General features: G+C 45.0%; 17 protein-coding genes. 7 read left to right on the forward strand and 10 right to left on the reverse strand.

Translation table 11 applies throughout. From position 1 onward, the window contains the following. Positions 1 to 29: 29 nt before the first annotated feature. Positions 30 to 1,442 (forward strand): phosphoglucomutase/phosphomannomutase family protein, encoded by a 1,413-nt coding sequence (locus HKI82_RS12750; RefSeq protein ID WP_171138236.1) that lies wholly within the window; start codon positions 30 to 32, stop codon positions 1,440 to 1,442. A gap of 218 nt (positions 1,443 to 1,660) precedes the next feature. Here the strand turns inward: HKI82_RS12750 and HKI82_RS12755 are convergent, their stop codons facing one another. The 6 genes from HKI82_RS12755 to HKI82_RS12780 form a co-directional block, all read right to left on the reverse strand. After that, entirely contained in the window at positions 1,661 to 2,689 is a 1,029-nt protein-coding gene (locus HKI82_RS12755; protein ID WP_171138237.1) for an ABC transporter ATP-binding protein, read from the reverse strand. After that, complete coding sequence (locus tag HKI82_RS12760; RefSeq protein ID WP_171138238.1) at positions 2,689 to 4,314, reverse strand: ABC transporter permease; 1,626 nt, start codon at positions 4,312 to 4,314, stop codon at positions 2,689 to 2,691. Before HKI82_RS12760 ends, HKI82_RS12755 begins: the two co-directional genes overlap by 1 nt. A gap of 95 nt (positions 4,315 to 4,409) precedes the next feature. Next, entirely contained in the window at positions 4,410 to 5,423 is a 1,014-nt protein-coding gene (locus tag HKI82_RS12765; protein ID WP_102940995.1) for a Fe(3+) ABC transporter substrate-binding protein, read from the reverse strand. 142 nt (positions 5,424 to 5,565) lie between these two features. After that, positions 5,566 to 6,795 (reverse strand): ammonium transporter, encoded by a 1,230-nt coding sequence (locus tag HKI82_RS12770; protein WP_102940994.1) that lies wholly within the window; start codon positions 6,793 to 6,795, stop codon positions 5,566 to 5,568. 25 nt (positions 6,796 to 6,820) lie between these two features. Continuing rightward, complete coding sequence (locus tag HKI82_RS12775) at positions 6,821 to 7,159, reverse strand: P-II family nitrogen regulator (protein WP_102941092.1); 339 nt, start codon at positions 7,157 to 7,159, stop codon at positions 6,821 to 6,823. A 215-nt stretch (positions 7,160 to 7,374) separates the two neighbouring features. Continuing rightward, a complete protein-coding gene (locus HKI82_RS12780; protein ID WP_171138239.1) occupies positions 7,375 to 7,746 on the reverse strand; it encodes a YacL family protein in 372 nt (123 codons plus the stop codon). Between the two features lie 69 nt (positions 7,747 to 7,815). On the opposite strand from HKI82_RS12780, the gene HKI82_RS12785 reads away from it, so the two are divergent. The 3 genes from HKI82_RS12785 (at position 7,816) to HKI82_RS12795 (ending at position 11,670) form a co-directional block, all read left to right on the forward strand. Next, positions 7,816 to 8,958, forward strand: coding sequence for a sugar diacid recognition domain-containing protein (locus HKI82_RS12785; RefSeq protein WP_171138240.1), 1,143 nt, complete (start codon positions 7,816 to 7,818; stop codon positions 8,956 to 8,958). A gap of 215 nt (positions 8,959 to 9,173) precedes the next feature. Then, positions 9,174 to 10,529, forward strand: coding sequence for a GntP family permease (locus tag HKI82_RS12790; protein ID WP_171138241.1), 1,356 nt, complete (start codon positions 9,174 to 9,176; stop codon positions 10,527 to 10,529). Positions 10,530 to 10,539: 10 nt separating this feature from the next. Then, complete coding sequence (locus HKI82_RS12795) at positions 10,540 to 11,670, forward strand: glycerate kinase (protein WP_171138242.1); 1,131 nt, start codon at positions 10,540 to 10,542, stop codon at positions 11,668 to 11,670. 191 nt (positions 11,671 to 11,861) lie between these two features. On the opposite strand, the gene acnB is transcribed toward HKI82_RS12795, so the two are convergent. The 4 genes from acnB to hrpB form a co-directional block, all read right to left on the reverse strand. Further along, positions 11,862 to 14,459 carry a bifunctional aconitate hydratase 2/2-methylisocitrate dehydratase gene (gene acnB / locus HKI82_RS12800; RefSeq protein WP_171138243.1) on the reverse strand — a complete coding sequence of 866 codons (2,598 nt, stop codon included), beginning with the start codon at positions 14,457 to 14,459 and terminating at the stop codon, positions 11,862 to 11,864. Between the two features lie 243 nt (positions 14,460 to 14,702). Further along, entirely contained in the window at positions 14,703 to 16,997 is a 2,295-nt protein-coding gene (locus HKI82_RS12805) for a patatin-like phospholipase family protein (RefSeq protein WP_390632455.1), read from the reverse strand. Between the two features lie 72 nt (positions 16,998 to 17,069). Next, complete coding sequence (mrcB, locus tag HKI82_RS12810) at positions 17,070 to 19,430, reverse strand: penicillin-binding protein 1B (RefSeq protein ID WP_171138245.1); 2,361 nt, start codon at positions 19,428 to 19,430, stop codon at positions 17,070 to 17,072. After that, on the reverse strand, positions 19,427 to 21,910 hold the full coding sequence (hrpB, locus tag HKI82_RS12815; protein WP_171138246.1) for an ATP-dependent helicase HrpB: 2,484 nt from the start codon (positions 21,908 to 21,910) through the stop codon (positions 19,427 to 19,429). Before hrpB ends, mrcB begins: the two co-directional genes overlap by 4 nt. Positions 21,911 to 21,984: 74 nt before the next feature. Here hrpB and sfsA point away from each other — a divergent pair, with 74 nt between their 5' ends. The 3 genes from sfsA (at position 21,985) to gluQRS (ending at position 24,346) form a co-directional block, all read left to right on the forward strand. Then, positions 21,985 to 22,740 carry a DNA/RNA nuclease SfsA gene (gene sfsA / locus HKI82_RS12820; protein ID WP_171138247.1) on the forward strand — a complete coding sequence of 252 codons (756 nt, stop codon included), beginning with the start codon at positions 21,985 to 21,987 and terminating at the stop codon, positions 22,738 to 22,740. Between the two features lie 125 nt (positions 22,741 to 22,865). After that, a complete protein-coding gene (dksA, locus tag HKI82_RS12825) occupies positions 22,866 to 23,312 on the forward strand; it encodes an RNA polymerase-binding protein DksA (RefSeq protein ID WP_042484487.1) in 447 nt (148 codons plus the stop codon). A gap of 143 nt (positions 23,313 to 23,455) precedes the next feature. Continuing rightward, entirely contained in the window at positions 23,456 to 24,346 is an 891-nt protein-coding gene (gene gluQRS, locus HKI82_RS12830) for a tRNA glutamyl-Q(34) synthetase GluQRS (protein ID WP_171138248.1), read from the forward strand. The last annotated feature ends 51 nt before the right edge of the window (positions 24,347 to 24,397 follow it).

Below are 24,397 nucleotides of genomic sequence, written 5' to 3' on the forward strand. Positions count from 1 at the left end.
TTAGAGCGTCGATTAAAGGAGAACAGAACATGATTCAATTTGGTACTGGTGGCTGGCGCGCATTTATTGGTGAAGAGTTCACCAAAGACAACGTGCGTTTAGTCGCCCAAGCGTTAGCCAATATCATCAATAGTGAAAATGTGGCAAATGAAGGTTTTGTGATTGGCTATGACCGCCGTTTTCTTTCCGACAAAGCCGCAAAATGGTTTGCAGAAGTGTTGGCTGGTAACGGGATAACCGTCAGCTTTATCGACAAATTCGTGCCGACACCGGTAGTGATGTATAAGGCAAAGCAGCTCGACTGTGCTTACTCTGCATGTATTACCGCCTCTCACAACCCTGCTGATTACAATGGCGTAAAAGTATTTATCCGTGGCGGTCGCGATGCCGATGAAATTATCACCAAGAAGATCGAACAGCAGATCGCGACATTGATGTTAAGTGACGTAACATCCATTGAATTTGATCAAGCGATTCAGGATAAAAAGATTATTGCGATCAACCCAATGAATGAGTTCGTCGATTCGATCATCGACTTTATCGACATTGATGCGATCAAAAAAGCCAACTTACGCGTATTGATCGATCCTATGTTTGGCGTGGCCAAAAATGCGCTGCAAACGGTATTGATCAATGGTCGCTGTGACGTGGATGTGATCAACGATGGTAAAAACCCCGACTTCGGTGGTTTGATGCCATCGCCAAGCGCTGCGACCTTGTATCGCTTGCAGCATCTGGTTAAAGACGAAGGCTACGATATTGGTATTGGTACCGATGGTGATGCTGACCGCCTTGGCATCATCGATGAGAAAGGTAACTTCATCCATCCTAATGAAGTGTTGATGCTGCTGTATTACTACCTGCTTGAATACAAGGGCTGGAAAGGCTCAGTGGTACGTAACATCGCAACGACTCATTTGCTCGATAAAATCGCCGAAGACCACAACGAAAAGAGCTTTGAGGTTCCTGTAGGCTTTAAGCATATCAGCTCACAAATGGAAGCCGATGATTCACTGTTAGGCGGCGAAAGCTCTGGCGGTTTAACCATTCGCGGCCATATCAAAGGCAAAGATGGCGTGTTTGCTTCCAGCCTGTTAGTCGAAATGATCAGCGTAACAGGCAAGAAACTGTCTGAAATGCTGGACGAAATCTACGCTCGTTATGGCTACGCCTATACCGCTGAAGGTGACTGCAAATTTAAAGCTTCAGAGAAGCAAGCGCTGTACAACAAAATCTATGTTGAGAAGCAATTGCCAGACTTTGAATTTGAAATTGAAAAAGTCAGCTACGAAGATGGTGCTAAGGTTTACTTCAAAAATGGTGGTTGGGTCATTGCCCGCTTCTCAGGTACTGAACCTTTGTTGCGTATTTTCGCAGAGATGGAAGACAAACCTACCGCTGAGCGTGTTCTGCTACAAATGAAGACGTTTTTGTCTTTGTAAGAAATCTTAAAATAATCAAAGTGGTTATGATGAAGCAAACATACAAGGGCATGGATGCCCTTGTCTAAGCGAACAGGAAGTCTTGAGCGGTTTGCGTAATCATATCCACTTTCATCCACCGCATAACTACAGTCAATAACACTACAATGTCAAATATCGGGTAACTTAGTTAGTATTCCTCAAAATAGTTGGCACTGCAGCGTCAAATACGAAGAGTATCAGAATGCGAGAATACCTTGCTCATCAATCTCCACTACTACTTTCTGCCCTACCGAAATAGCCTGTGCTGACGTCGCAAGAAGTTTAGTACCGTGCACATCAATCACGTAACGACAGTGGTCGCCCATAAATTGCTGCTCTAGAACGGTGACTTCACCTTTATCTGAAGACTGAATCAATACTTGTTGAGGACGTAGCAATAATTCACAGTCGCCGCCAACCGCAATTTCAGTCTGAACTTGCGCTTCCAAAGTTCCAAGAGCCGTGTCGAACAGACCTTGTGTATTACGAGTCGCTGGCAGATAGCTACCACCACCAAGAAAATCCGCAACGAACTTGCTTGAGGGCTGATAGTAGAGCTCTGAGGCAGTGCCAAACTGTTCAATAACACCGTGATTCATCACGGCCATTTTATCAGCAAAGGCAAAAGCTTCTTCTCGAGAGTGAGTGACGAAAATCGCTGTCACACCCTGCTTTTTGAAGATTTTACGAATCTCTGCAATCAAATCGTGACGTACTTGAGTGTCGATATTGGAAAACGGTTCATCAAGTAAAAGAAGATCCGGTTTGTACGCCAGCGAACGCGCAATGGCAACGCGTTGCTGTTGTCCACCAGAAAGCTGATGAGGGTAACGATCACCAAATGAGCTAAGATGAACCAGTTCCAACATATCCTGAACTTTGCTGTTACGTTCAGCCGCAGATAAGGTTCGCAAGCCAAAGCCAACATTCTCTTCAACGGTTAGATGTGGAAATAGCGCGTAATCTTGGAAAATCATACCGATATTGCGTTTTTCCGGTGCAAGCCAGTTGGCTCCATCATCGATGGTGACGCAATTTAAGCTCATATGTCCTGAAGTTAAAGGCAGTAGTCCTGCAATCGCTTTAAGCAGGGTTGTTTTGCCACAACCACTTGCCCCAAGTAAGCAGACAATCTCACCTTTATCAACTTCAAGTGATAGAGACTCCAGTACCGTTTGAGTGTCGTACTGACAAGTGAGGTCTTGAATGGAAAGTGCGCAGCTCATCAGTGATTTTGCTCCAGAGAACGGTTAACAATTACAAGCGGGATTAAACCAACCAGAACCAACAATACGGCTGGCAAAGCGGCAAGTTCTAAATGCTCATCAGAAGCATAGTTATAGACGTAGGTAGCCAGCGTTTCAAAGTTAAATGGGCGTAGCAGCAATGAAGCATTGAGTTCTTTCATCGACTCAATAAACACAAGCAAACCAGCAATCAGAGCTCCACGACGCACCAGTGGGAAATGTACTCGCCACAGCATACTGTTTGCCTGACATCCCATTGTACGGGCAGCCATATCAAGTGATGGAGAGACTTTGTTTAGACTGCTTTCGATACTGCCAATCGCAACCGCAGAGAAGCGCACTAACATAGCGAAAATAATCGCAAACATAGTGCCAGAGAATATCAGCCCCGGTCTGCCCCACTGCATTGCTTTAGCGATATCATTGACTGTGTGGTCTAGCGTTAATACCGGAACCATTACGCCGATAGCGAGTACAGTTCCCGGAACCGCATACCCCATAGAAGATAAACGCATCAAAGCCACGCTAAAACGATTTTGTTTCAAGCGAGCATAGAAGTTTAGAATCAAGGCGACAGTAACAGCCACTATCGCTGCAGTTAGCGATACTTTGAGACTGTTAATCGCATATTCTCGGAACTCTGCGGTCCAGCTTTGTTCGAAATAAGTGTATGCATAACTGAGAAGTTGTAGCAGTGGGAAGATAAAGGCAGTAGCCACTAATCCCCAACACCAGAACATTGCAAACCACTTTTTCCAACCGCTTAGTTGATAGCGAAAATCTTCATGGCTATTGAATTGAGTCTGATACAGCTTCTGCTTGCGTCGGCTATAACGTTCAGCACTAAGCAATAGCAGCACTATTACCAACATAATGGCTGAAATTTTAGCGGCGGCATTAAGGTTGGAATAGTTTAACCAAGTGTCATACACCGCAGTGGTCAGTGTGCTGATCGCAAAGTAATTAACCGTACCGAAATCACCGATAGTCTCCATTGCCACCAGCGATAACGCGACCGCAATAGAAGGGCGAGCCAAAGGTAGAGAGATGCGTCTAAAGCTTTCCCATGGCGTGCATTTGAGCAATCGCGCTGACTGTAGCAGAGAAACGTTTTGCTCCATAAACGTTGCACGACACAATAAATAGACGTAAGGATAAAGCACTAAAGCCAGCACAAGGCTGGCTCCGGCTAAACTGCGGATATCAGGAAACCAATACTCTCCGGCTTGCCAACCGGTTAACTCTCTTAACCACACTTGTACTGGGCCAGCATAGTCAAACCAGCCAGTAAAAATATAACCCACGATATAACCGGGAATCGCTAAAGGGAGCACCAAAGCCCATTGAAGAATTTTTTCTCCGGGAAGCTTACACATTGCCATAATCCATGCACTTGGTATCCCAAATAACAGAGATAATGCCATCACGCTGACGACAAGGACGATGGTATTTTGAGCATAGGTGGGCATCACTGTTGCCATCAGATGAGCGAATACGTCATCCGTGTGGCCAACAGCGGTAAAAAATATGGCTAAGATCGGCAAAACCAGTAGTGCGGCGAGAACAACACTACTGGTTTTCCATACAAGATGTTTTTCTTTCATTGCCTATTACAACAAGACAATTTGAGATGCATAAACAGGTGCAAAGACATCTCATATCGCTTTTAAAAGAAGGGGAAAACTTCCCCCTCAACAAACTAAAGATCGAATTTTACTTCATCCAGCAGCTTGATGGCTACCGTATGGTTGTCAGCAATTTCTTCTAAAGGTAGTGAATCAGACTTAAAGTCACCCCAAGATGCGACAAGTTCAGAACGCTCTACGCCTGGTTTCACAGGGTATTCGAAGTTCACTTCTGCATACATATGCTGAGCTGTTTCACCCGTCAGGAATTCCATCAATTTCACAGCATTGTCACGGTTTGGAGCGTATTTAGCCATAGCCATACCACTCACGTTTACGTGTGTACCTTTTGCATTTTGCCCAGGGAAGTTGATGTATACAGACTCTGCCCAAGCTTTTTGTTCTTTATCTTCCAGCATTTTACCTAGGTAGTAGCTGTTGCCTAAAGAAAGATCACATAGACCTTCTTTAATTGCACGAACTTGATCACGGTCGTTACCTTGAGGTTTACGAGCAAGATTCGCTTTCAAACCTTCCAACCAAGTTTTGGTTTCTGCTTCACCGTAGTTAGCCACCATAGATGCAACCAACGCGATGTTGTATGGGTGCTTACCACTACGAGTACAGATTTTACCCTTATATTCAGGCTTAGCTAAATCAAGATAGTTAAAATCATCGCCCAATTTGCCTACGCGGTCACGTGAAGAGTAAACACTACGTGTACGAATGGTTAGTGCAAACCACTCATCGTTGCTATCACGGTATTGAGCAGGAATGTTTTCATCAATGACAGAGCTGTTCACTGGCTGAGTTAATTTCTTATCAGACAGTTCAAACAGACGACTAAACTCAGAAGTCAGTACGATATCAGCAGGGCTGTATTCACCTTCTTGTGCTAACTTTTCTGCAATACCTTCTTTTGCAAACTTCACGTTTACCTTAATACCAGTTTCTTTGGTGAACTCATTAAACATTGGTTCAATAAGGAAAGGCTGGCGGTAAGAGTAAACATTCACTTCCTCAGCAGCCATTGCAGAAGGGGCTAAAGTGCTTAATGCAAGTGCAGAAAGGGTAAGCATCTTTTTCATCGTTCAAACCTAATATGTAGTGATAATGATAACGTTTTTTATTTGCATAAATTATATTGGCCATTTTTGCCGAAAACAATCTTAAAAAATAAAAAACCTGCTACATGAGCAGGTTTTTTTTCGACGAAGTTCTAAATATTAATTATTTAATTACTGAGAACTCAGGATAGGCTTCAACACCACAGTCGTGCATGTCCATACCTTCTAGCTCTTCTTCTTCAGATACTCGGATACCCATTGTTGCTTTTAGGATACTCCAAACCACTAGGCTTGCTACGAACACCCAACCGAAGATAACGACTGCACCTAGAAGCTGAGAACCAAATGATGCATCTGCATTGCTTAGTGGAACAACCATCAGGCCGAAGAAACCACACACACCGTGTACAGAGATAGCACCTACTGGATCATCGATTTTCAGTTTATCTAGAGCAATGATACTGAACACTACGATTGCACCAGCTACCACACCGATAGCCACAGAGTATAGTGGTGATGGTGATAGTGGGTCTGCAGTGATAGCAACTAGACCAGCTAACGCGCCGTTTAGAACCATAGTTAGGTCAGCTTTACCCCAAGTTGTTTTACACACAAGTAGTGCTGCAATCGCACCTGCAGCTGCTGCTGCGTTAGTGTTTAGGAAGATTTTACCAACTGCAGTTGCGTTCTCGAAATCAGAAACCATTAACTGAGAGCCGCCGTTGAAACCAAACCAACCGAACCACAGGATAAGTGTACCTAGAGTAGCAAGTGGCATGTTTGAACCTGGAATTGGGTAAACTTCACCATTCTTACCGTACTTACCTTTACGAGCACCGAGTAAGATAACACCAGCTAGAGCTGCTGCTGCACCTGCCATGTGTACGATACCTGAACCTGCAAAGTCACTGAAACCAGCGTCAGACAGGAAGCCACCACCCCAAGTCCAGTAACCTTCGATTGGGTAGATAAATGCTGTTAGAACAATAGAGAAGATTAGGAATGCCCATAACTTCATACGTTCCGCAACCGCACCTGATACCACAGACATTGAAGTTGCAACGAATACTACTTGGAAGAAGAAATCTGACTCTAGAGAGTGGTCAGCGCCTTCAGCTTGAGAGCCGATTAGTGTACCGAATGAAGGTAACCAACCCGCTTCTGCGTTATCTACGTACATGATGTTGTAACCAACGATTAAGTACATAGTGCACGCGATAGCGTAAAGCACAAAGTTTTTGGTCAGAATTTCAGTGGTGTTTTTTGAACGAACCAGACCCGCTTCCAGCATTGCAAAACCTGCAGCCATCCACATTACTAGTGCGCCTGAAATTAAGAAGAAGAAAGTATCCAGTGCGTAGCGTAACTCCGCTACAGTTACTGACAGTTCCATAATAGTTGTCTCCAATCCCTGATTCTTAAAGTGCTTCTACGTCCATTTCGCCAGTGCGAATACGAACAGCATGACTTAAGTCATAAACAAATATTTTACCGTCACCAATTTTGCCTGTATGAGCAGCTTTGATGATTGCTTCAACAACACGGTCTACGTTGTCTGCTTGTGTAGCGATTTCGATTTTTACTTTAGGTAGGAAATCCACTTGGTATTCCGCACCGCGGTAAAGCTCTGTGTGACCTTTCTGACGACCGAAGCCTTTTACTTCTGATACTGTCATCCCTTCGATGCCAACATCAGCTAAAGCTTCGCGTACATCGTCAAGTTTGAATGGTTTGATGATTGCGTTTATGAGTTTCATCGCGTCCTCTCTGAAGCTGTAGTCCATTAACTCTAATCCCATTCTAGTAATCCAAGGTACGTGCCAACTTTTTAACTCATTGATATATATAAACTTAGAGTAATATTAGTCCCAAAAAAAGAAAGGGTCGCACAAATATTGTGCAACCCTTTCCCAAAAATAATGCGCTCAAGCCATTCTTCACCACTTAAGTGCACACTGTAAAAGTCAGTCATCTAATAGTTTTGGATGAACTCACTCCACTGTCTCATCATTGACTCAAAATCTTCCAAACCACATTCGGCGGTACTTTCACTATCGTAAAGCTCAAATTCGCTTTCAAACTCAATATCATGGCTGTAACCAAGCGCGTTTTCCTGCACAGTCACTTCACTCCCTAACACCGAAAGAGAGATCTCTTTTCCTGCCAGTTTCCACTCTTTTGCTGGACTTTGGTGCACTTGGTCGAGTAACGAAAACACTTGCTCAATCTTTGTGCGATCTTTACCTATCTCTTCCTGCAGCCAACGAGCCACTACCTGGTGCTCCATGTTGCAGCTAACGTAATATTCACCCATTAAGGTGTTTTTCGTAAATTCAAATTCCATGGGTTTCTCTATTAATACCGAGATCAGGTACTATTATCGGCAAATTCGTATTCTAACGCCATTCTCAGCATGAAACTAAACGAAACTATCGCTCGCCAAATCGTTGAACGCACCATGAAAATCATTCCTTATTCCGTCAATGTTATGGATGAACAAGGAAGAATCATTGGTTCAGGAGACCCGTCTCGCCTGCAACAAAAACACGAAGGAGCGGTATTAGCCAGCACCGAGCGCCGCGTGGTTGAAATTGATCAAGCCACCTCCGCCCGCCTTAAAGGCGTCAAACCTGGGATTAATTTACCAATCGTGCACCACGAACAAGTATTGGGTGTTGTGGGGATTTCCGGCGAGCCTTCGCAAGTTCATCATTATGGTGAGTTAGTGAAGATGACGGCTGAGTTAATCGTCGAACAAGCTGAACTGATGGAACAAGTGCAGTGGGATAAGCGTCATCGAGAAGAGTTGGTGATGCAACTGATATCAGCAGAAGAGAGCGACGAACAAAAACTCGCCACCATTGCACAACGTCTTGATATCGACATCAATGAACCCAGAATCGCAACCATCATCAAGCTGATAGCACTAGACGATAACACGCTAACGCTAGAGCATATGCAGCATCTTGTTCATCTGCTTGAATATCCTGAACGGAATAACCTCGTCGGTATTTTATCGGTTTCAGAACATGAAGTGGTGGTACTCAAACCTGCATCGGTATTCGGTGATGAGTGGAATCCGGATAAAGAACGTCAACGCGTAAAATCATTGCTTAAACGTATCAATAAAGAAGCAGGATTTCGCGTGCGCGTCGCGGTGGGAGATTACTTCCCTGGCATCAATGGCCTTACTCGTTCATATCAAAGCGCAAAAACTACGTTACAAGTAACACGCAAACTAAAAGGTACGATTTTCTTTTTCCACGATCATCAGTTACCCGTTTTACTCAGTGCGATGCAATATCAAAACTGGCAGAGAGAAAAACTGCTCACTCCATTATTGGAACTGCAAAAACATGACCGTCAGGGGCTACTGCAAAAGACTATCGAAGCATATTTGTTATTAAATTGTGATCCAGCTAAAACCTGCCAAGAGCTACATATTCACCGAAATACTCTGCGTTATAGACTCGATAAGATTAATGAGCTCATATCACTAGATATCAATAAGTTAGAAGACAAAATACACTTATATTTGGCATTAAAATTGTACTAAATAAACATAAGGAATGTTCAATTGCACAATTTAAACCCAATTTAAAAACTCAATCCTGTGCGTTTGCACAATTCAATTCATTTCAAAACCACGATAATGCCCCTAGCTAGTGAGAAACATACAAATAAACATCATATCTCGTTAGCTAATTACTCGTCGAACCTGAAAGATCGACCAACAAACTTACCGTCCTTAACCCTACTCGGAGTTTTCACATGGAGCTGATACTCATATTGTTGGCGGTGATTGGCTTTATCGTCATCGCTACTACAAAGTTCAAGTTACACCCATTCTTAGCATTAATCAGTGCCGCTTTTATCGCTGCATTTGCTTACGGCTTACCCGCTGATAGCATCGCTAAAACCATCACCAGTGGTTTTGGTGGGATCCTAGGCTACATCGGTTTGGTGATTGTCTTAGGTACCATTATTGGTGTTATCTTGGAAAAAAGTGGCGCTGCTATCACTATGGCAGATAGCGTCATTCGTATCTTGGGTGACCGATTCCCTACCCTAACAATGACAATCATCGGCTACATCGTTTCCATTCCTGTATTTTGCGATTCTGGCTTTGTTATTTTGAACTCACTTAAAGAGTCACTCGCTAAACGTCTGCGCACTTCCAGTGTTGCAATGAGTGTAGCGTTAGCAACAGGCTTATACGCAACCCACACCTTCGTTCCACCAACACCAGGTCCTATCGCCGCTGCAGGTAACTTAGGTCTGGAGTCGAATCTTGGATTAGTTATTGGTGTCGGTGTCTTTGTTGCCGCAGTAGCTGCTCTTGCAGGTATGCTTTGGGCGAATCGCTTCAAAGACGTTGCCCCAGATAACATCGACGAAGCACATCAAGAACTAAACCAAGATTGGAAAGCACTGAAAGAGTCTTACGGTAAGCTACCTACAGCTGGCCAAGCATTCTCTCCGATCTTTGTGCCAATTCTGTTTATCTGTTTAGGCTCTATTGCAAAGTTCCCATCTTATCCATTGGGTCAGGGAATTGTTTTTGATGTTTTGGCGTTCTTAGGCCAGCCTCTGGTTGCATTGTTTATGGGTTTGCTACTTTCTATTCGTCTGCTTAAATCAGACGACAAGGCAGAAGAGTTCGGTCAAAGAATCAGCCAAGGCATTACATCTGCTGCACCTATTTTGCTAATTACAGGCGCTGGTGGTGCATTTGGTGCAGTGCTGAAAGCAACAGAGCTAGGCAGTTACTTAGGTGAGACGTTATCAAGCTATGGCGTAGGTATCTTTATGCCATTTATCGTAGCTGCCGCATTGAAAACTGCACAAGGCTCTTCAACAGTTGCACTGGTTACGACCTCTGCTCTTGTCGCTCCGATGTTAGCTCAACTAGGCTTAGATACTGAAATGGGTCGAGTACTGACCGTTATGGCGATTGGTGCAGGTGCAATGACAGTGTCTCATGCCAACGACAGTTTCTTCTGGGTTGTTTCTCAGTTCAGCCGCATGAGTGTGGGTTTGGCGTACCGCGCACAGACCACAGCAACATTGATTCAAGGTGTGACAGCCATGGCGCTGGTTTACCTATTAAGCCTGATTTTACTGTAAGAGAGAGTTCATGAAGATAGTTATTGCACCTGATTCTTTTAAAGAAAGTCTGTCCGCAATGGAAGTGGCGACTGTTATTGAACAAGGATTTAAACAAGTCTTTCCTCACGCAGACTACGTCAAAGTACCAATGGCAGACGGTGGCGAAGGCACGGTGCAATCCTTGGTGGATGCAACGGGTGGCCGCATTATCGCTTGCCAAGCAACCAATCCACTGGGGCAACCTGTTGAAGGTTTTTATGGACTATTAGGTGACGGTGATACTGCCGTCATCGAAATGGCTGCGGCTTCCGGTTTACATTTGGTTCCTCAAGCAAGCCGAAATCCACTGTGCACAACCTCGTACGGTACAGGTGAATTGATTCTGGCTGCTTTGAATCACAACGTAAAACGCATCATTGTTGGACTCGGTGGTAGCGCCACTAACGATGCTGGTCTCGGCATGTTACAAGCTTTAGGAGTTCAGTGTTTGGATGCGCAAGGTTTAGCTTTGCCAGCTGGAGGATCTTCGTTAAACAAGCTTGACACTATTGATCTTTCAACCTTGGATACTCGTCTTCAGCAAGTGGAATTACTGGTTGCTTGCGATGTGGATAATCCACTATGTGGTGCTCATGGTGCTTCTGCCGTATTCGGCCCGCAAAAAGGGGCTACGCCAGAGATGGTAGAAACTCTTGATCGGGCTTTGAAGCACTTTGCTGACGTGGTTAAAAAAGATCTTAATAAAGATATTTTGCCTCTTTCTGGTGGCGGTGCTGCCGGAGGAATGGGCGCCACTTTAGTCGGAGTGTTGAACGCGGAGCTACAACCGGGCGTTGATATCGTCATTGAAGCAATAAAGCTCGATAGCTTGGTACAAGATGCCGATCTAGTGATCACAGGTGAAGGGCGCATAGATAGTCAGACCATACATGGGAAAACTCCTATCGGTGTCGCACGTACAGCCAAACGTTATGGTAGAAAAGTGATCGCGATTGCTGGATGTTTTACACCTGACTATGGTGTGGTTCATGATCATGGTTTGGATGCAGTCTTCGCGATTGTTAACCGCTCCGTTGATCTCGATACTGCATTACAGGAAGCTGAACTTAACCTGCTGCAAACATCAAGCAATATAGCTAGGTTGCTCAAGCTCGCGTAACAATATCAAGCTCTCTCCAACAGCTAAAAAGCCACTTATTCAAGTGGCTTTTTATTACGTTTATGATTACGTATCTTTATTAAGCGACAATACGTGAGTGTCTTTATCGCAGCCATCCGCTTTGAATTGATAATAAAAAAACCGCCGATTTTCATCAGCGGTTTTAATCATTAAAGTTTCACCAAGGTTACTTATGCCGGCTCTTGGAAAATTACCGTGTCAGCTTTCTTGGTGTAATCCGCCATACGGTGGAAATTTAGGTAACGGTATGTATCCGCAGCAGTTGCGTTAATTTGCTCTGCGTATTGTAGGTACTCTTCTTTGGTCGGGATACGACCTAGAATTGCACCAACAGCCGCAAGTTCTGCTGAAGATAGATACACATTTGCACCAGTACCGAGACGGTTCGGGAAGTTACGTGTTGACGTAGACATTACCGTTGATTTGTCCGCTACGCGAGCTTGGTTACCCATACATAGTGAACATCCCGGAGTTTCAATACGAACCCCAGCACGGCCAAAGATACCGTAGTAACCTTCTTCTGTTAGCTGATCGCGATCCATCTTAGTTGGCGGAGCCACCCATAGACGCGTTTCTAGCTGACCATTGAACTTCTCAAGCAGTTTACCCGCCGCACGGAAGTGACCAATGTTTGTCATACATGAACCAATGAACACTTCATCGATTTGAGTGCCTTGAACCTCAGATAGAAGACGAGCATCATCTGGATCGTTTGGCGCACAAAGAATTGGTTCTTTAATGTCTGCAAGATCGATTTCGATTACGTGAGCGTATTCTGCATCTTTATCTGCACTCATTAGCTCAGGGTTTGCTAACCACTCTTGCATCGCTTTAATACGACGTTCAATCGTACGCACATCACCGTAGCCTTCAGCGATCATCCACTTAAGCATAGTGATGTTAGAGTTTAAGTACTCTTCGATTGATTCTTGAGACAGTTTCACTGTACAACCCGCTGCAGAACGTTCTGCAGAAGCATCTGAAAGTTCGAATGCCTGCTCAACCGTGAGGTGCTCAACACCTTCGATTTCTAGTACGCGACCAGAGAATTCGTTGATCTTACCTGCTTTCTCTACAGTCAACAGACCTTGCTTGATGCCGTAGTAAGGGATTGCATGTACTAGGTCACGTAGTGTGATACCCGGCTGCATTTCGCCTTTGAAACGAACCAAGATAGATTCAGGCATATCAAGAGGCATAACGCCTGTTGCTGCTGCAAACGCAACAAGACCAGAACCCGCAGGGAAAGAGATACCCAATGGGAAACGAGTATGTGAGTCACCACCAGTACCAACGGTATCTGGAAGCAGCATACGGTTTAGCCATGAGTGGATAACACCATCACCCGGACGTAGTGATACGCCACCACGGTTCATGATGAAATCAGGCAGTGTGTGGTGAGTATTCACGTCTACTGGCTTTGGATACGCTGAAGTATGACAGAATGACTGCATCACTAGGTCAGCAGAGAAGCCCAGACACGCAAGGTCTTTCAGCTCGTCACGAGTCATAGGGCCAGTAGTATCTTGAGAACCAACCGTTGTCATTTTCGGTTCACAGTAAGTACCCGGACGAATACCTTCTACGCCACACGCTTTACCCACCATTTTCTGAGCAAGCGTAAAGCCTTTGCCGCTGTCAGCAACAGGTACTGGGCGACGGAACACATCAGATGCGCTCAAGCCTAAAGATTGACGAGCTTTATCTGTTAAACCACGACCAACGATCAATGGGATACGACCGCCAGCACGAACTTCATCAATCAGTACGTCAGTTTTTAGTTTGAAGGTAGCCAGTACTTCACCAGTTTCGTGGTTACATACTTTGCCTTCGAATGGATAGACGTCAATTACGTCACCCATGTTCATTTTCGATACGTCAACTTCGATTGGTAGCGCGCCAGCGTCTTCCATAGTGTTAAAGAAGATTGGAGCAATCTTACCGCCCAGCACATAACCGCCAGCGCGTTTGTTTGGAACGAATGGGATGTCGTCACCCATGAACCAAAGCACAGAGTTAGTCGCTGATTTACGAGATGAGCCCGTACCTACGACGTCACCAACGTACACTAGCTGATGGCCTTTCTCTTTAAGCGCTTCGATTTGCTTAATTGGACCAATGCTGCCTGGTTGATCTGGATTAATACCGTCACGTTCGTTTTTCAGCATTGCTAAAGCGTGTACAGGGATATCAGGACGAGACCATGCATCTGGTGCTGGTGACAAGTCATCCGTGTTTGTCTCACCTGTTACTTTAAATACAGTCAGAGTGATTTTTTCTTGTAGCGCAGGTTTAGACAGGAACCATTCTGCGTCAGCCCAAGATTGAAGGACTTGTTTTGCGAGTTCATTACCTGCTTTTGCTTTCTCTTCTACATCATAGAAAGCATCAAACATAAGCAGAGTATGAGATAGAGCTTCAGCAGCAATAGGTGCTAGTTCAGCGTCATCAAGAAGTGAAACCAGTGGCTCGATGTTGTAGCCACCTTGCATGGTACCTAGTAGTTTTGCAGCTTTTGCACGACTGACTAGAGGAGAAGTTACTTCCCCTTTCACGATAGCCGTTAGGAAACCCGCTTTTACATAAGCAGCTTCATCAACGCCCGGTGGAATACGGTTTTCAAGCAGATCAAGGATGAATTCTTCTTCACCTTGAGGGGGATTCTTTAACAGTTCAACAAGTCCAGCAACTTGCTCTGCATCTAGGGGTTTAGGTACAACTCCTTCAGCGGCACGCTCTTCGACGTGTTTACGGTAGGCTTCAAGCACGACTTTTTTCCTCTCATTGCGGTTCACCTAATAATTATAAAAATGTAAGTGAACATCCTTGGAAACTTGGCTCTCCGTTGCCCTTGTTTTCATTCAAATATGACTGAGAAACAGCGCCCTAGAGGCCAAACTGTGGGCGTCAGAATAGCAAATTTAACGATAAATTAAAATCTCATCATTTTGACCAACATAGCAACTTAAGACTAAAGTTTGACGATTCTCACCATTAAACTTTATCCCTCATCACTTAAACGTGGTTCCTAGAATCAAATATAACGAATCGAAATTCTGCTCTGTGCGTCCATAACCGAACATTACAGGCCCTATTGGCGAATCAACACATGCAAAAACAGACGCTGCACCATATAAAGGAGCCTCTTCTAGACTTAAATCAGGGTCAGACCAAACGCCTCCATACTCAATCGACGCCCCAAGATATACAGGCGATGCGAAGAGTCCAAAGTCATTGTCAAACCAGCGATAACGGTAAATCAAACTGGTATACGCTTTGTTTTGTCCAATCAGACTGTTGCGCGGTATACCGGACAAATTCAAAAAACCACCGATGGTTTTAGGATCAATCGGTGTGGAAGAGTTCTTACTTTTTACAATTCCATACTCTGCATTTCCGACCAAAGTATGGCGTTTATAGCTTTGTGCAGCGACAAATTTGGTCGAAAGTTCATAAACCGTATCTTCACCATCCTCTTCCATTACAGAGGAATTAGAATAGGAATCATCATGAGAAATCAGATATTCGAAGTCTAAATAGACACCTTGAGTCGGCAAGCTGAAACTGTCTAATGTATCAATCCGATAACTGGCAAATAATCCTTGGCGTTTAAAAGATACATCCCCTATATCTGGTAAATTTGAGAGTTCTGCACTACCGTCTGTATAACGAATACCAATTTTCGCTTCACTCCACAGCGCGCTCTGATATCCAATCGCAGCTTCTGCTACCCACTCCAAATAAGAGACAGGTACATAGTTTTTGCTTGCTTCTAAGCCGGTATTATCAAATCCACTGATTGGCACATTTCGCTTATCATTAGTGTATCGTCCAGACAGCGTTGTAAATGCCTTTTGTGTGGAAAATAGTGGGGAGTAAAATTCCGCTTCAAGGCGTTTATCCGTACCACCATCCATATTGATCATGACTCCAGCACCGCTGGAGTTAAGATCAGTGAAATTGGTTGAAATGCCAATCGAATACTGGCTGTCAGTGGTAAAGTCGTCTTCCAAGAAAAAGCGGAAATTGGCATAATTTGGCCCCCACGATTTTTCTCTCACATCAACGACCAGCTCTTCATCACCTTCATTTTCTTGATATTTGTAACTGACCAGTTCAAACCTATCTAACGCATAAAGATTTTCGACACTTGTTTCTATTTCTTCAGTTGTCAACGCCTTACCTTGATCTAGGTTTAATAGGTTTTTCAGTAACAAATCACTGTAGTGACTGTTGTTATTGAGAATGACCTTATCAACAACAACTTCATCACCATATTTCAACTCACGTCTGCGTTCTTCTTTTTCATCAATGTATTTCTGGTAATCCGCACTGCTCAGTGACAAATGAGATAATGCCTGCTGATTTTCTATTGCTGCCTGATAACCCTTCTCAAAAGCATCTGGCATACGCTCGAATTCAGTGGTCTCCATCTGCCCGACTTGAGGCTTCAGAAAAACATCGCCGTCTGTCAACATATCAGCTTGGTCTTGAGTGCTGCGGCGAACAAGATAGTTTGACAGTTGATCAGCCATGGTTAAGAAGTTGGTAAAGTCTTCCTGAGCTTTGTAATCCGTACTGATATCTACCGCAATGACAATGTCCGCGCCCATTTCTCTGGCAACATCAACAGGCATGTTATTGGTTACACCACCGTCCACCAGCAGATGTCCATCAACTTCATAAGGAGGTAACGCACCGGGAACAGACATGCTCGCCATCATGGCGTCAACCAGATAACCCTTATCGAGTACAACAGGTTGAAGTTCAACAATATCCGTTGCTACCGCGCGATAAGGAATGGCAAGCTGATTGAAGGATTCAAACGGAGAGAGGTTGCCAGTAGTCACACGCAGAATACGTAACATGTTCTGCCCTTGAACCACGCCTTTAGGAGCGCGCACTTCCCACCAGTGAATACCTAAATCCGTTGTCAGTTGATAACGGTCTTCGTATTCTTTATCTCGCACAAGACGTTGACTACGACTTACGCGATCGCGATAACCACTGTTCCAGTCAACGCTATAAATCAGGCTTTCTATTTCAGAGGCGCTCATACCCGTGGCATACAAACCACCGACATAAGCCCCCATACTGGTACCAGTCACGATATCGACAGGAATGTGCATTTCTTCCAGAGCTTTTAGCACGCCGATATGTGCAGCGCCTTTAGCGCCGCCACCTGCGAGTACCAACGCAATTTTAGGGCGCTTGGTTTGGGGCTGTTCTATTTGAATAGATTTCGTTTGTGAATCCGCAACGTTAGCGAAAACGCTAAATGGAAGCACCACATTCGCCAAGCAGATAAAACAGAGTAACTTATAAGTCACACTACGCCCTCAATCCCTTAAAATTCAAAATACTATAAACTTCGGCCTCTACCACTGGAAGAGTTTTTTTATCCATTCCACAGGGCGATTCTCACACTGCTTCTTCCAGTCGCCATTCGGATCCCACACCGGAAGTTTAAAATCGTTGCCACAGTCCAGAGCGAGAGCACCGCTGCTCTTGTTCGAGAAGCCCACAGTGGTAACACCATTCGGCCATGGCAAGATCAGTTTCTCTGGAATCCGATACTGCAGATACTGAGCATAAACACGCAGAGCACCACTTGAGCCAGTTAAAGCTGTAGGTTTGTTATCATCTCGTCCTAGCCAGATTGTCGTTACTTCTCGACCATCAACGCCCACGAACCAGCTATCTCGGCTGTCATTACTGGTACCTGTTTTTCCTGCAAGCGCAGCCCAAGCAAACTGGTTTTGCAGGTAACGTCCTGTTCCTTCTAACACGCCACGTTTCATGGCGTATGTTGTGAGCCAAGCCGCTTGTTGATCGACAGCTTGATACACTTTAGGAATAGACTGGTAGAGAACATTGCCTTCTAAATCCAATACCGAACGTAGCGCAGACATCGGTGCTCTTTTGCCAGAGTTGGTTAACGTCTGATACATCTGTGCCACCTGATATGGTGAGAGCGAGAATGAACCAAGCAACATCGATGGCACAGGGCGAATTTCACTTTTATCGACACCCAGTTGCTGCAAGGTATCTGAAACCTTATCGATACCCAGAGACATCCCCAATTGCACCGTTGGCACGTTCAAAGATTTAGCCAAAGCCATATATAGAGGCACATCACCGCGATACTGGCGATCAAAGTTTCTTGGGCTCCAAACGCTGCCTTCACTGCCTTTTAATGAGATTGGCTTATCGACTAAGGTGGTCGCTAAGTTGTATTTTTCAGGCTGAGCCAATGCGGTAAGATAAACCGCTGGCTTCACCAGAGATCCAATCGGTCTTCGCGCATTAAGCGCACGGTTGAACCCTTCATAGCCAGCTCGTTTACCGCCCACCATTGCGCGAATTTCACCACTATGACGGTCAACAGCAATCGCTGCGGCTTCCAAATCTTTGCCTGCCGTTTTTTCTAACTCTGGAACTTTATTCGCGATCGCTTGTTCCAGTTTGGCTTGCGATACAGGGTCAAGAGAAGTGAAAACACGCAATCCTGAATCTGATTTAAAATCACGCCCAAGTTTCTCATTCAATTCAATAGAAAGCTGCTGGAAATAGGCTGGCTGACGGCTGGCAATGCGTGCCACTTTTTGCACATCCAACGGACGAGTCACCGCTTGCTCATATTGCTTAGCGGTTAGGATGTCTTGATCCATCATCAGACGCAGAACTAAGTCTCGACGCTCTTTTGCTCTTTCTGGATAACGCATTGGGTTGTAATAGGAAGGACCTTTGACCATACCCACCAGCAGTGCCAGTTGATCAATGCGCAGTTCTTGCAGCGGCTGACCAAAATAAAGGCGAGACGCCAGACCAAAACCATGCACGCCTTCTTTACCATTCTGGCCTAAATACACTTCGTTCAGATACGCTTCCAGAATGCGGTCTTTGCTGTACCGGTAATCAATGATCAGCGCCATATACGCTTCACGCAGCTTACGCCACAAGGTTCTGTCGCTGGACAAGAAGATATTTTTAGCTAACTGCTGAGTCAGAGTACTGCCACCTTGTACTGTACGACCCGCTTTGAGGTTCACCATCATAGCGCGCGCAATGGCCAGTGGAGAGACTCCGTCGTGTTGATAGAAGTGTCTGTCTTCGGTGATTAACAGAGCATCGATCATCACTTCAGGGAATTGCTCGCGACGTAAAAACAGACGCTGTTCTTGAACATCTTTCTCAAGCATCCCAAGCATCTTGGGTTCTAAGCGCAGATAGCCCAGGTCACCCTTTTGCTCCAATGATTGAATACGTTGTACACCGTTTTCATCGAAATTGATCATAACGTGACGATCTGGTTCTGGTCCGTCAGAAAACTCAAACGGACGACGAATCATTTCAATACGTGTTGAAGACGCGGAATACTCGCCAGCATATCTTGGGTTAGCGACTTTTCTGTAGTTCAGTACATCAAGCTCATTACGAAGCTCTTTAATACTTAAATTGTCTCCGGGTGCAATCTCCAGAATTCTCGCGTAAACAACCGTAGGCAGATCAAATAGCTGCCCTTCAAAACGGTGCTTAATCACACTATCGAGATAAATACCGGCAAAGACCAACAAAGCGATGGCGGCGACACCTACTTTCCAACCAATCCCCCACAACCGCTTTAACCAAGACTTAGGGCGGTTCGGTTTGTTTGACGGAGTGCGAGATCTTGAAGACGGTTTAGCCGACGTTTTTCTTTTACTTTCCGATTTCGGGTTACTGCGTTTATTTGTCATGAATTCAATTGTCGTTTTGTTTTAGTAGTTGCAACGTGATTTGCAGGATCGTCTGGCCAAACATGTTTCGGGTATCGGCCTTTCATCTCTTTTTGCACTTCTTTATATGCACCAGCCCAAAAACCAGCGAGATCGCGCGTCACCTGTAATGGTCTTTGCGCTGGTGACAGCAGTTCCATCACGATAGCTTGACGCCCCTTGGCAATAACGGGTGACGTTTTTTCACCAAACACTTCCTGCATTCGAACCGATAACACTGGCTCTTTTCCACATTGATAACGTATTTTCTTATGTGTTCCGGTTGGCAATACATGGGTAACTGGCAACCATTCATCTAACTGCTGATTGAGCGGCCACCCCAACCGAGCATTAAGTGCTTCAATAAGCGGTACTTTCTGCAAAGCTTTCACTGAGGTAATGCCAATCAAGTAAGGCTCTAGCCACTCTCTTAGATCGTTTAATAAGCTTGCGTCATCCATCGCAGGCCACTCTTCATCATCGAGCCATTCAATGCCACAGCGCACTCGTTCCAGCCACTGTACGGTTTCTTCGCTCCAGTTTAAAACCGAAAGGCCTTTACGCTCGACATAATTAAGCAAGGCTTGCGTCATTTTTTGTTTATCTGGCTCAGGTAACGCTCGACGTCGAATAACAAGCTCTCCCAAGCAACAACGCTCTTCGGCGACAAGCCTCCCGGCTTTTTCATCCCAATCCACCTGCTCACTGGTCACAAATAAAAAGCCAAACTGAGATTCCAAAGCATCGATATCCAGATCCAGTGCGAAAAAGATCCGGCTTGACTGGCTTATTTGGTTTGAAGAACCCAGCGAACGCATAAGATCAAGAGCGACCACATAATCACTTCCCGCCAGAGGTTGTGACTCATCGATAAAAGCACCATGTCCGTTTGCCAGCAAAAACTGACCGTATCCCTGACCTCGCTTCTGAGCAATACGGTCTGGAAAAGCTAAACAAGCGACCAGAGGCAACAATGAACTCTTTACCTGACTAAGAGAAAAAACCGCATCCAGCTTATTGGCTAAGGTGTTCGCTCTTTGCGTCATTTGTTTAGATTTAGGGTGACTTCCCTGTTGCCAGCGATGCAAACTGTGTTGCAAATCGAGTATCTGTCTTTCAGGCTCTTCAAGCAGCGCGGCTAATGCTATTGCGCTATTAAAAAGTGCGGAATTCTCGTTTTCCACTTTTAGCAACATGGCTGCAATTCGGGGTTCAACACCCAAGCGATGCGCCTCTTTACCCATTGCTGTTAACTGATTTTGCTTGTCCATCAGACCTAAAGATTGCAACAGAGATGCCGCCTGATTTATCGCTGATATCGGCGGTAAATCTAACCATTGCAGTTCATTAGCATTTTTGACACCCCATTGAGCCAATTCCAGCATCAGAGGTGCAAGGTCACTTTGCAAAATTTCCGGTGCTGAAACTTTCGGCTGCTGATTAAACTGAGCTTCACTGTATAAACGTACGCAAATACCTGCTTCTAAACGACCAGCACGACCAGCACGCTGTTCGGCGGACGATTGAGCAATCCGCATCTGTTCTAAGCGGGTGATTCCGGTTTTCAAATCAAAACGTGCCACGCGTTCCAAACCAGAATCCACCACCATGCGAATACCTTCAATGGTCAGTGATGTCTCCGCAATGTTGGTCGCGAGAACCACTTTACGCTTTCCTTCTGGCGCTGGCGAAATCGCCTTTTGCTGTTCGGCAAAACTCATCTGTCCGTAAATCGGGCAAACATCGACTTCACTTGGAAGGTCATTAAGTTGATCAGCTAACGCGGTGATGCTGGCAGCACCCGGTAAAAAAGCGAGTAGAGAACCTTGTTCGTTAGATATTAAGGTTCTGATTTGTTTTGCCATTGCAGGAACCAAAGGCTCATTAACACCGATGGGCTGATAACGAACATCAATCGGATAACCGCGACCTTGTGACTCCACATATTCAGCCAAAGGTAATAACTGTTGCAGAGCCGATTGATCTAACGTTGCAGACATCACGATGATTTTAAGATCGTCACGAAGCACGGATTGCACTTCTAAACTGAGCGCCAAAGCCGTATCAGCATGAATGCTCCGCTCGTGGAATTCATCAAAGATCAATGCGCCGATGCCATCCAACTCTGGATCGTTTTGAATCATGCGCGTCATGATGCCTTCTGTCACCACTTCCAAGCGGGTATCACTACTGACCTTTGTTTCTCCTCTCACCCGATAACCGACAGTTTTCCCGACTGACTCCCCTAGTTGTTGAGACAGGTAACGAGCAATGTTTCTCGCTGCCAATCGTCTGGGTTCCAGCATGATGATTTTCCCGTCGACTAAACCTGATTTGAGTAACGCGAGTGGAAAATAGGTCGACTTACCCGCACCGGGAGCCGCTTTTAAAATCAGTTGGGGAGAATGCTCAACACCTGCAAGCAAATCAGGTATTACTGCGAGAATCGGCAGCTGTGACAAGAGAATGTCCTTATGTTTAAATATCCCAGATTAACAACCAAAGCATTGTACATAAAAACAGTACAGGGATCTCGATGCAATTTACACCAGCGCTTGAACGCGCCACATTAGTTAAACGCTACAAACGATTTCTGGCGGATGTTGAGTTAAAAGATGGAAAGCAAATCACTATTCATTGTGCCAATACCGGTGCGATGACGGGATGTGCTGAACCAGGAAACCAAGTTTGGTATTCAACCTCCGATAATCTTAAGCGCAAGTATCCTAATAGTTGGGAACTGACAGAAACAGCGCAAGGCCATCGAATTTGCATCAACACCGCGCGAGCAAACCAACTTGCGGTCGAAGCAATCCAAAACGGAACAATTAAAGAACTGCAAGGTTATGAGCAATTACGCACAGAAGTTAAGTATGGTGCTGAAAATAGTCGCATTGATATCTTGCTCTGTAGCGAATCTAAACCAAACTGTTATGTAGAAGTGAAAAGCGTGACTCTTTTGGATGAGCGCAACATCGAGACAGGGGAAGAGAATCAAAGGGTTGGACAAGGCTATTTCCCCGATGCCGTCACCACTCGTGGGCAAAAACACTTACGAGAGCTGTCAGAAATGGCCCAAAGTGGGAGCAGAGCCATACTTTTGTTCACGGTTTTACATTCGGGGATTGAAAAAGTCTCACCAGCTCGCCATATAGACGCGAACTATTCACAATTGTTAACAATGGCACAAGAAGCAGGCGTGGAAGTACTGTGCTACAAAGCAGAACTTTCAGACAATGAAATACAACTGGTATCGGCAATCGAATTTTCCCATCAATCGTCAAAAAATTGATGAAACCTCCACATTGACGATAACTTTGTAAAACAGTGTTTGCCTCAGTTACTTCTTTTTGCTATAGATACCCGCCTTAAATTGACTGCGATAGCAGTTGACTAGGTGTTAGTAGGAGATGCTGTATGCCAGAATCCAAAAAGAAAACGCTAGGCATCCTAGCCATTGCAGGTGTTGAGCCATACCAAGAAAAAGCCGGTGAAGAGTACATGTCACCTGAGCAAGTGGCTCATTTTACGAAAATTTTACAAGCTTGGCGCAACCAGCTCAGGGAAGAAGTTGATCGCACTGTGCACCATATGCAGGACGAAGCTGCAAACTTTCCAGACCCTGTTGACCGTGCTTCTCAAGAAGAAGAGTTTAGCCTAGAGCTTCGCAATCGTGACCGTGAACGTCGTTTGATTAAGAAGATCGAAAAGACACTCGACAAGCTAAAAGAAGATGACTTCGGCTTCTGTGAGTCTTGTGGTGTTGAAATCGGCATTCGTCGCTTGGAAGCTCGCCCTACTGCTGATCTTTGTATCGACTGTAAAACGCTTGCAGAAATCAAAGAAAAACAGATGATGGGTTAACCCCAACAGATGTCACGAAGGGAGCAATTGCTCCCTTTTTGTTTTGCTATTTTTTCACAAATGTCAGTAAAGATAGCCAACAACAGCATAAAGTTTGATACTTACACTTCTTCTATCCATCAGGTTAAGCAAATATAGGCATTATGAGTTACGTTGGTCGTTTCGCCCCTTCTCCTTCTGGGCCATTACACTTTGGTTCATTAGTCGCCGCTTTAGGCAGTTACTTCCAAGCCAAATCGCAACTTGGCCAATGGTTAGTAAGAATTGAAGACCTCGATCCGCCAAGAGAAATGCCCGGCGCCGCCAGCCTTATATTAAAGGCAATAGAAGCGTATGGATTAGAATGGGATGGAGAGGTTGTTTATCAGAGCCAGCGCCACCATTTATACCAACAGCAAATCGATCAATGGCTCGCATCTGGACAAGCTTACTTGTGCCAATGTACGCGTAAACAAATTAAAGCAGCGGGTGACTTCTATCTTGGAACATGCCGAGATAAAGAGTTAACAAACCGCTCTGAATGCTCAGTGCGACTGCGGATGGATCATCCGGTTTCGTCATTCATCGACCTGAAACACGGCGAGATGACAATACCTGAAGCACTAAGCAGGGAAGATTTTATTATTAAGCGTCGAGATGGTTTGTACGCTTATAACTTAGCAGTAGTGATTGATGACATTGACCAAGGCGTCACAGAGGTTGTACGAGGCGCAGATCTGATTGAGCCAACAGGCCGTCAAATCAGCTTATATAAAACGCTCAACCAAGCGCCGGTAAGCTATCTGCATTTGCCGCTTGCGATGGACATCAACGGCAATAAGTTATCCAAACAAAACCATGCAACAGCGATTGATCCTAACACCCCTAAGCCAACGCTAATTAAAGCGATGCAGTTTTTAGGGTTTAAACTCCCCAAGGATATCGCCGATGGTCGAATTGATGAGATCATCCATTGGGGAACAAAGAATTGGCATATTGAGCAGCTTCCACAGCAGATCGAGATCACACCAAGATTCTCAAATGACGCCTTGTAAGCTATTATTAGCCGCAAATCCAGCCAGTTTGGGCTGTAATCTCAAGGATTA

Origin of the sequence: Vibrio plantisponsor, from assembly GCF_013041605.1 — a bacterium.
In the GTDB taxonomy this organism is placed as follows: domain Bacteria; phylum Pseudomonadota; class Gammaproteobacteria; order Enterobacterales; family Vibrionaceae; genus Vibrio; species Vibrio plantisponsor.

Coding starts and splice junctions, on each gene's coding strand:
- HKI82_RS12750 (WP_171138236.1), top strand. CDS start 30: ATGATTCAATTTGGTACTGGTGGCTGGCGCGCATTTATTGGTGAAGAG.
- HKI82_RS12755 (WP_171138237.1), bottom strand. CDS start 2,689: ATGAGCTGCGCACTTTCCATTCAAGACCTCACTTGTCAGTACGACACT.
- HKI82_RS12760 (WP_171138238.1), bottom strand. CDS start 4,314: ATGAAAGAAAAACATCTTGTATGGAAAACCAGTAGTGTTGTTCTCGCC.
- HKI82_RS12765 (WP_102940995.1), bottom strand. CDS start 5,423: ATGAAAAAGATGCTTACCCTTTCTGCACTTGCATTAAGCACTTTAGCC.
- HKI82_RS12770 (WP_102940994.1), bottom strand. CDS start 6,795: ATGGAACTGTCAGTAACTGTAGCGGAGTTACGCTACGCACTGGATACT.
- HKI82_RS12775 (WP_102941092.1), bottom strand. CDS start 7,159: ATGAAACTCATAAACGCAATCATCAAACCATTCAAACTTGACGATGTA.
- HKI82_RS12780 (WP_171138239.1), bottom strand. CDS start 7,746: ATGGAATTTGAATTTACGAAAAACACCTTAATGGGTGAATATTACGTT.
- HKI82_RS12785 (WP_171138240.1), top strand. CDS start 7,816: ATGAAACTAAACGAAACTATCGCTCGCCAAATCGTTGAACGCACCATG.
- HKI82_RS12790 (WP_171138241.1), top strand. CDS start 9,174: ATGGAGCTGATACTCATATTGTTGGCGGTGATTGGCTTTATCGTCATC.
- HKI82_RS12795 (WP_171138242.1), top strand. CDS start 10,540: ATGAAGATAGTTATTGCACCTGATTCTTTTAAAGAAAGTCTGTCCGCA.
- mrcB (WP_171138245.1), bottom strand. CDS start 19,430: ATGACAAATAAACGCAGTAACCCGAAATCGGAAAGTAAAAGAAAAACG.
- sfsA (WP_171138247.1), top strand. CDS start 21,985: ATGCAATTTACACCAGCGCTTGAACGCGCCACATTAGTTAAACGCTAC.
- dksA (WP_042484487.1), top strand. CDS start 22,866: ATGCCAGAATCCAAAAAGAAAACGCTAGGCATCCTAGCCATTGCAGGT.
- gluQRS (WP_171138248.1), top strand. CDS start 23,456: ATGAGTTACGTTGGTCGTTTCGCCCCTTCTCCTTCTGGGCCATTACAC.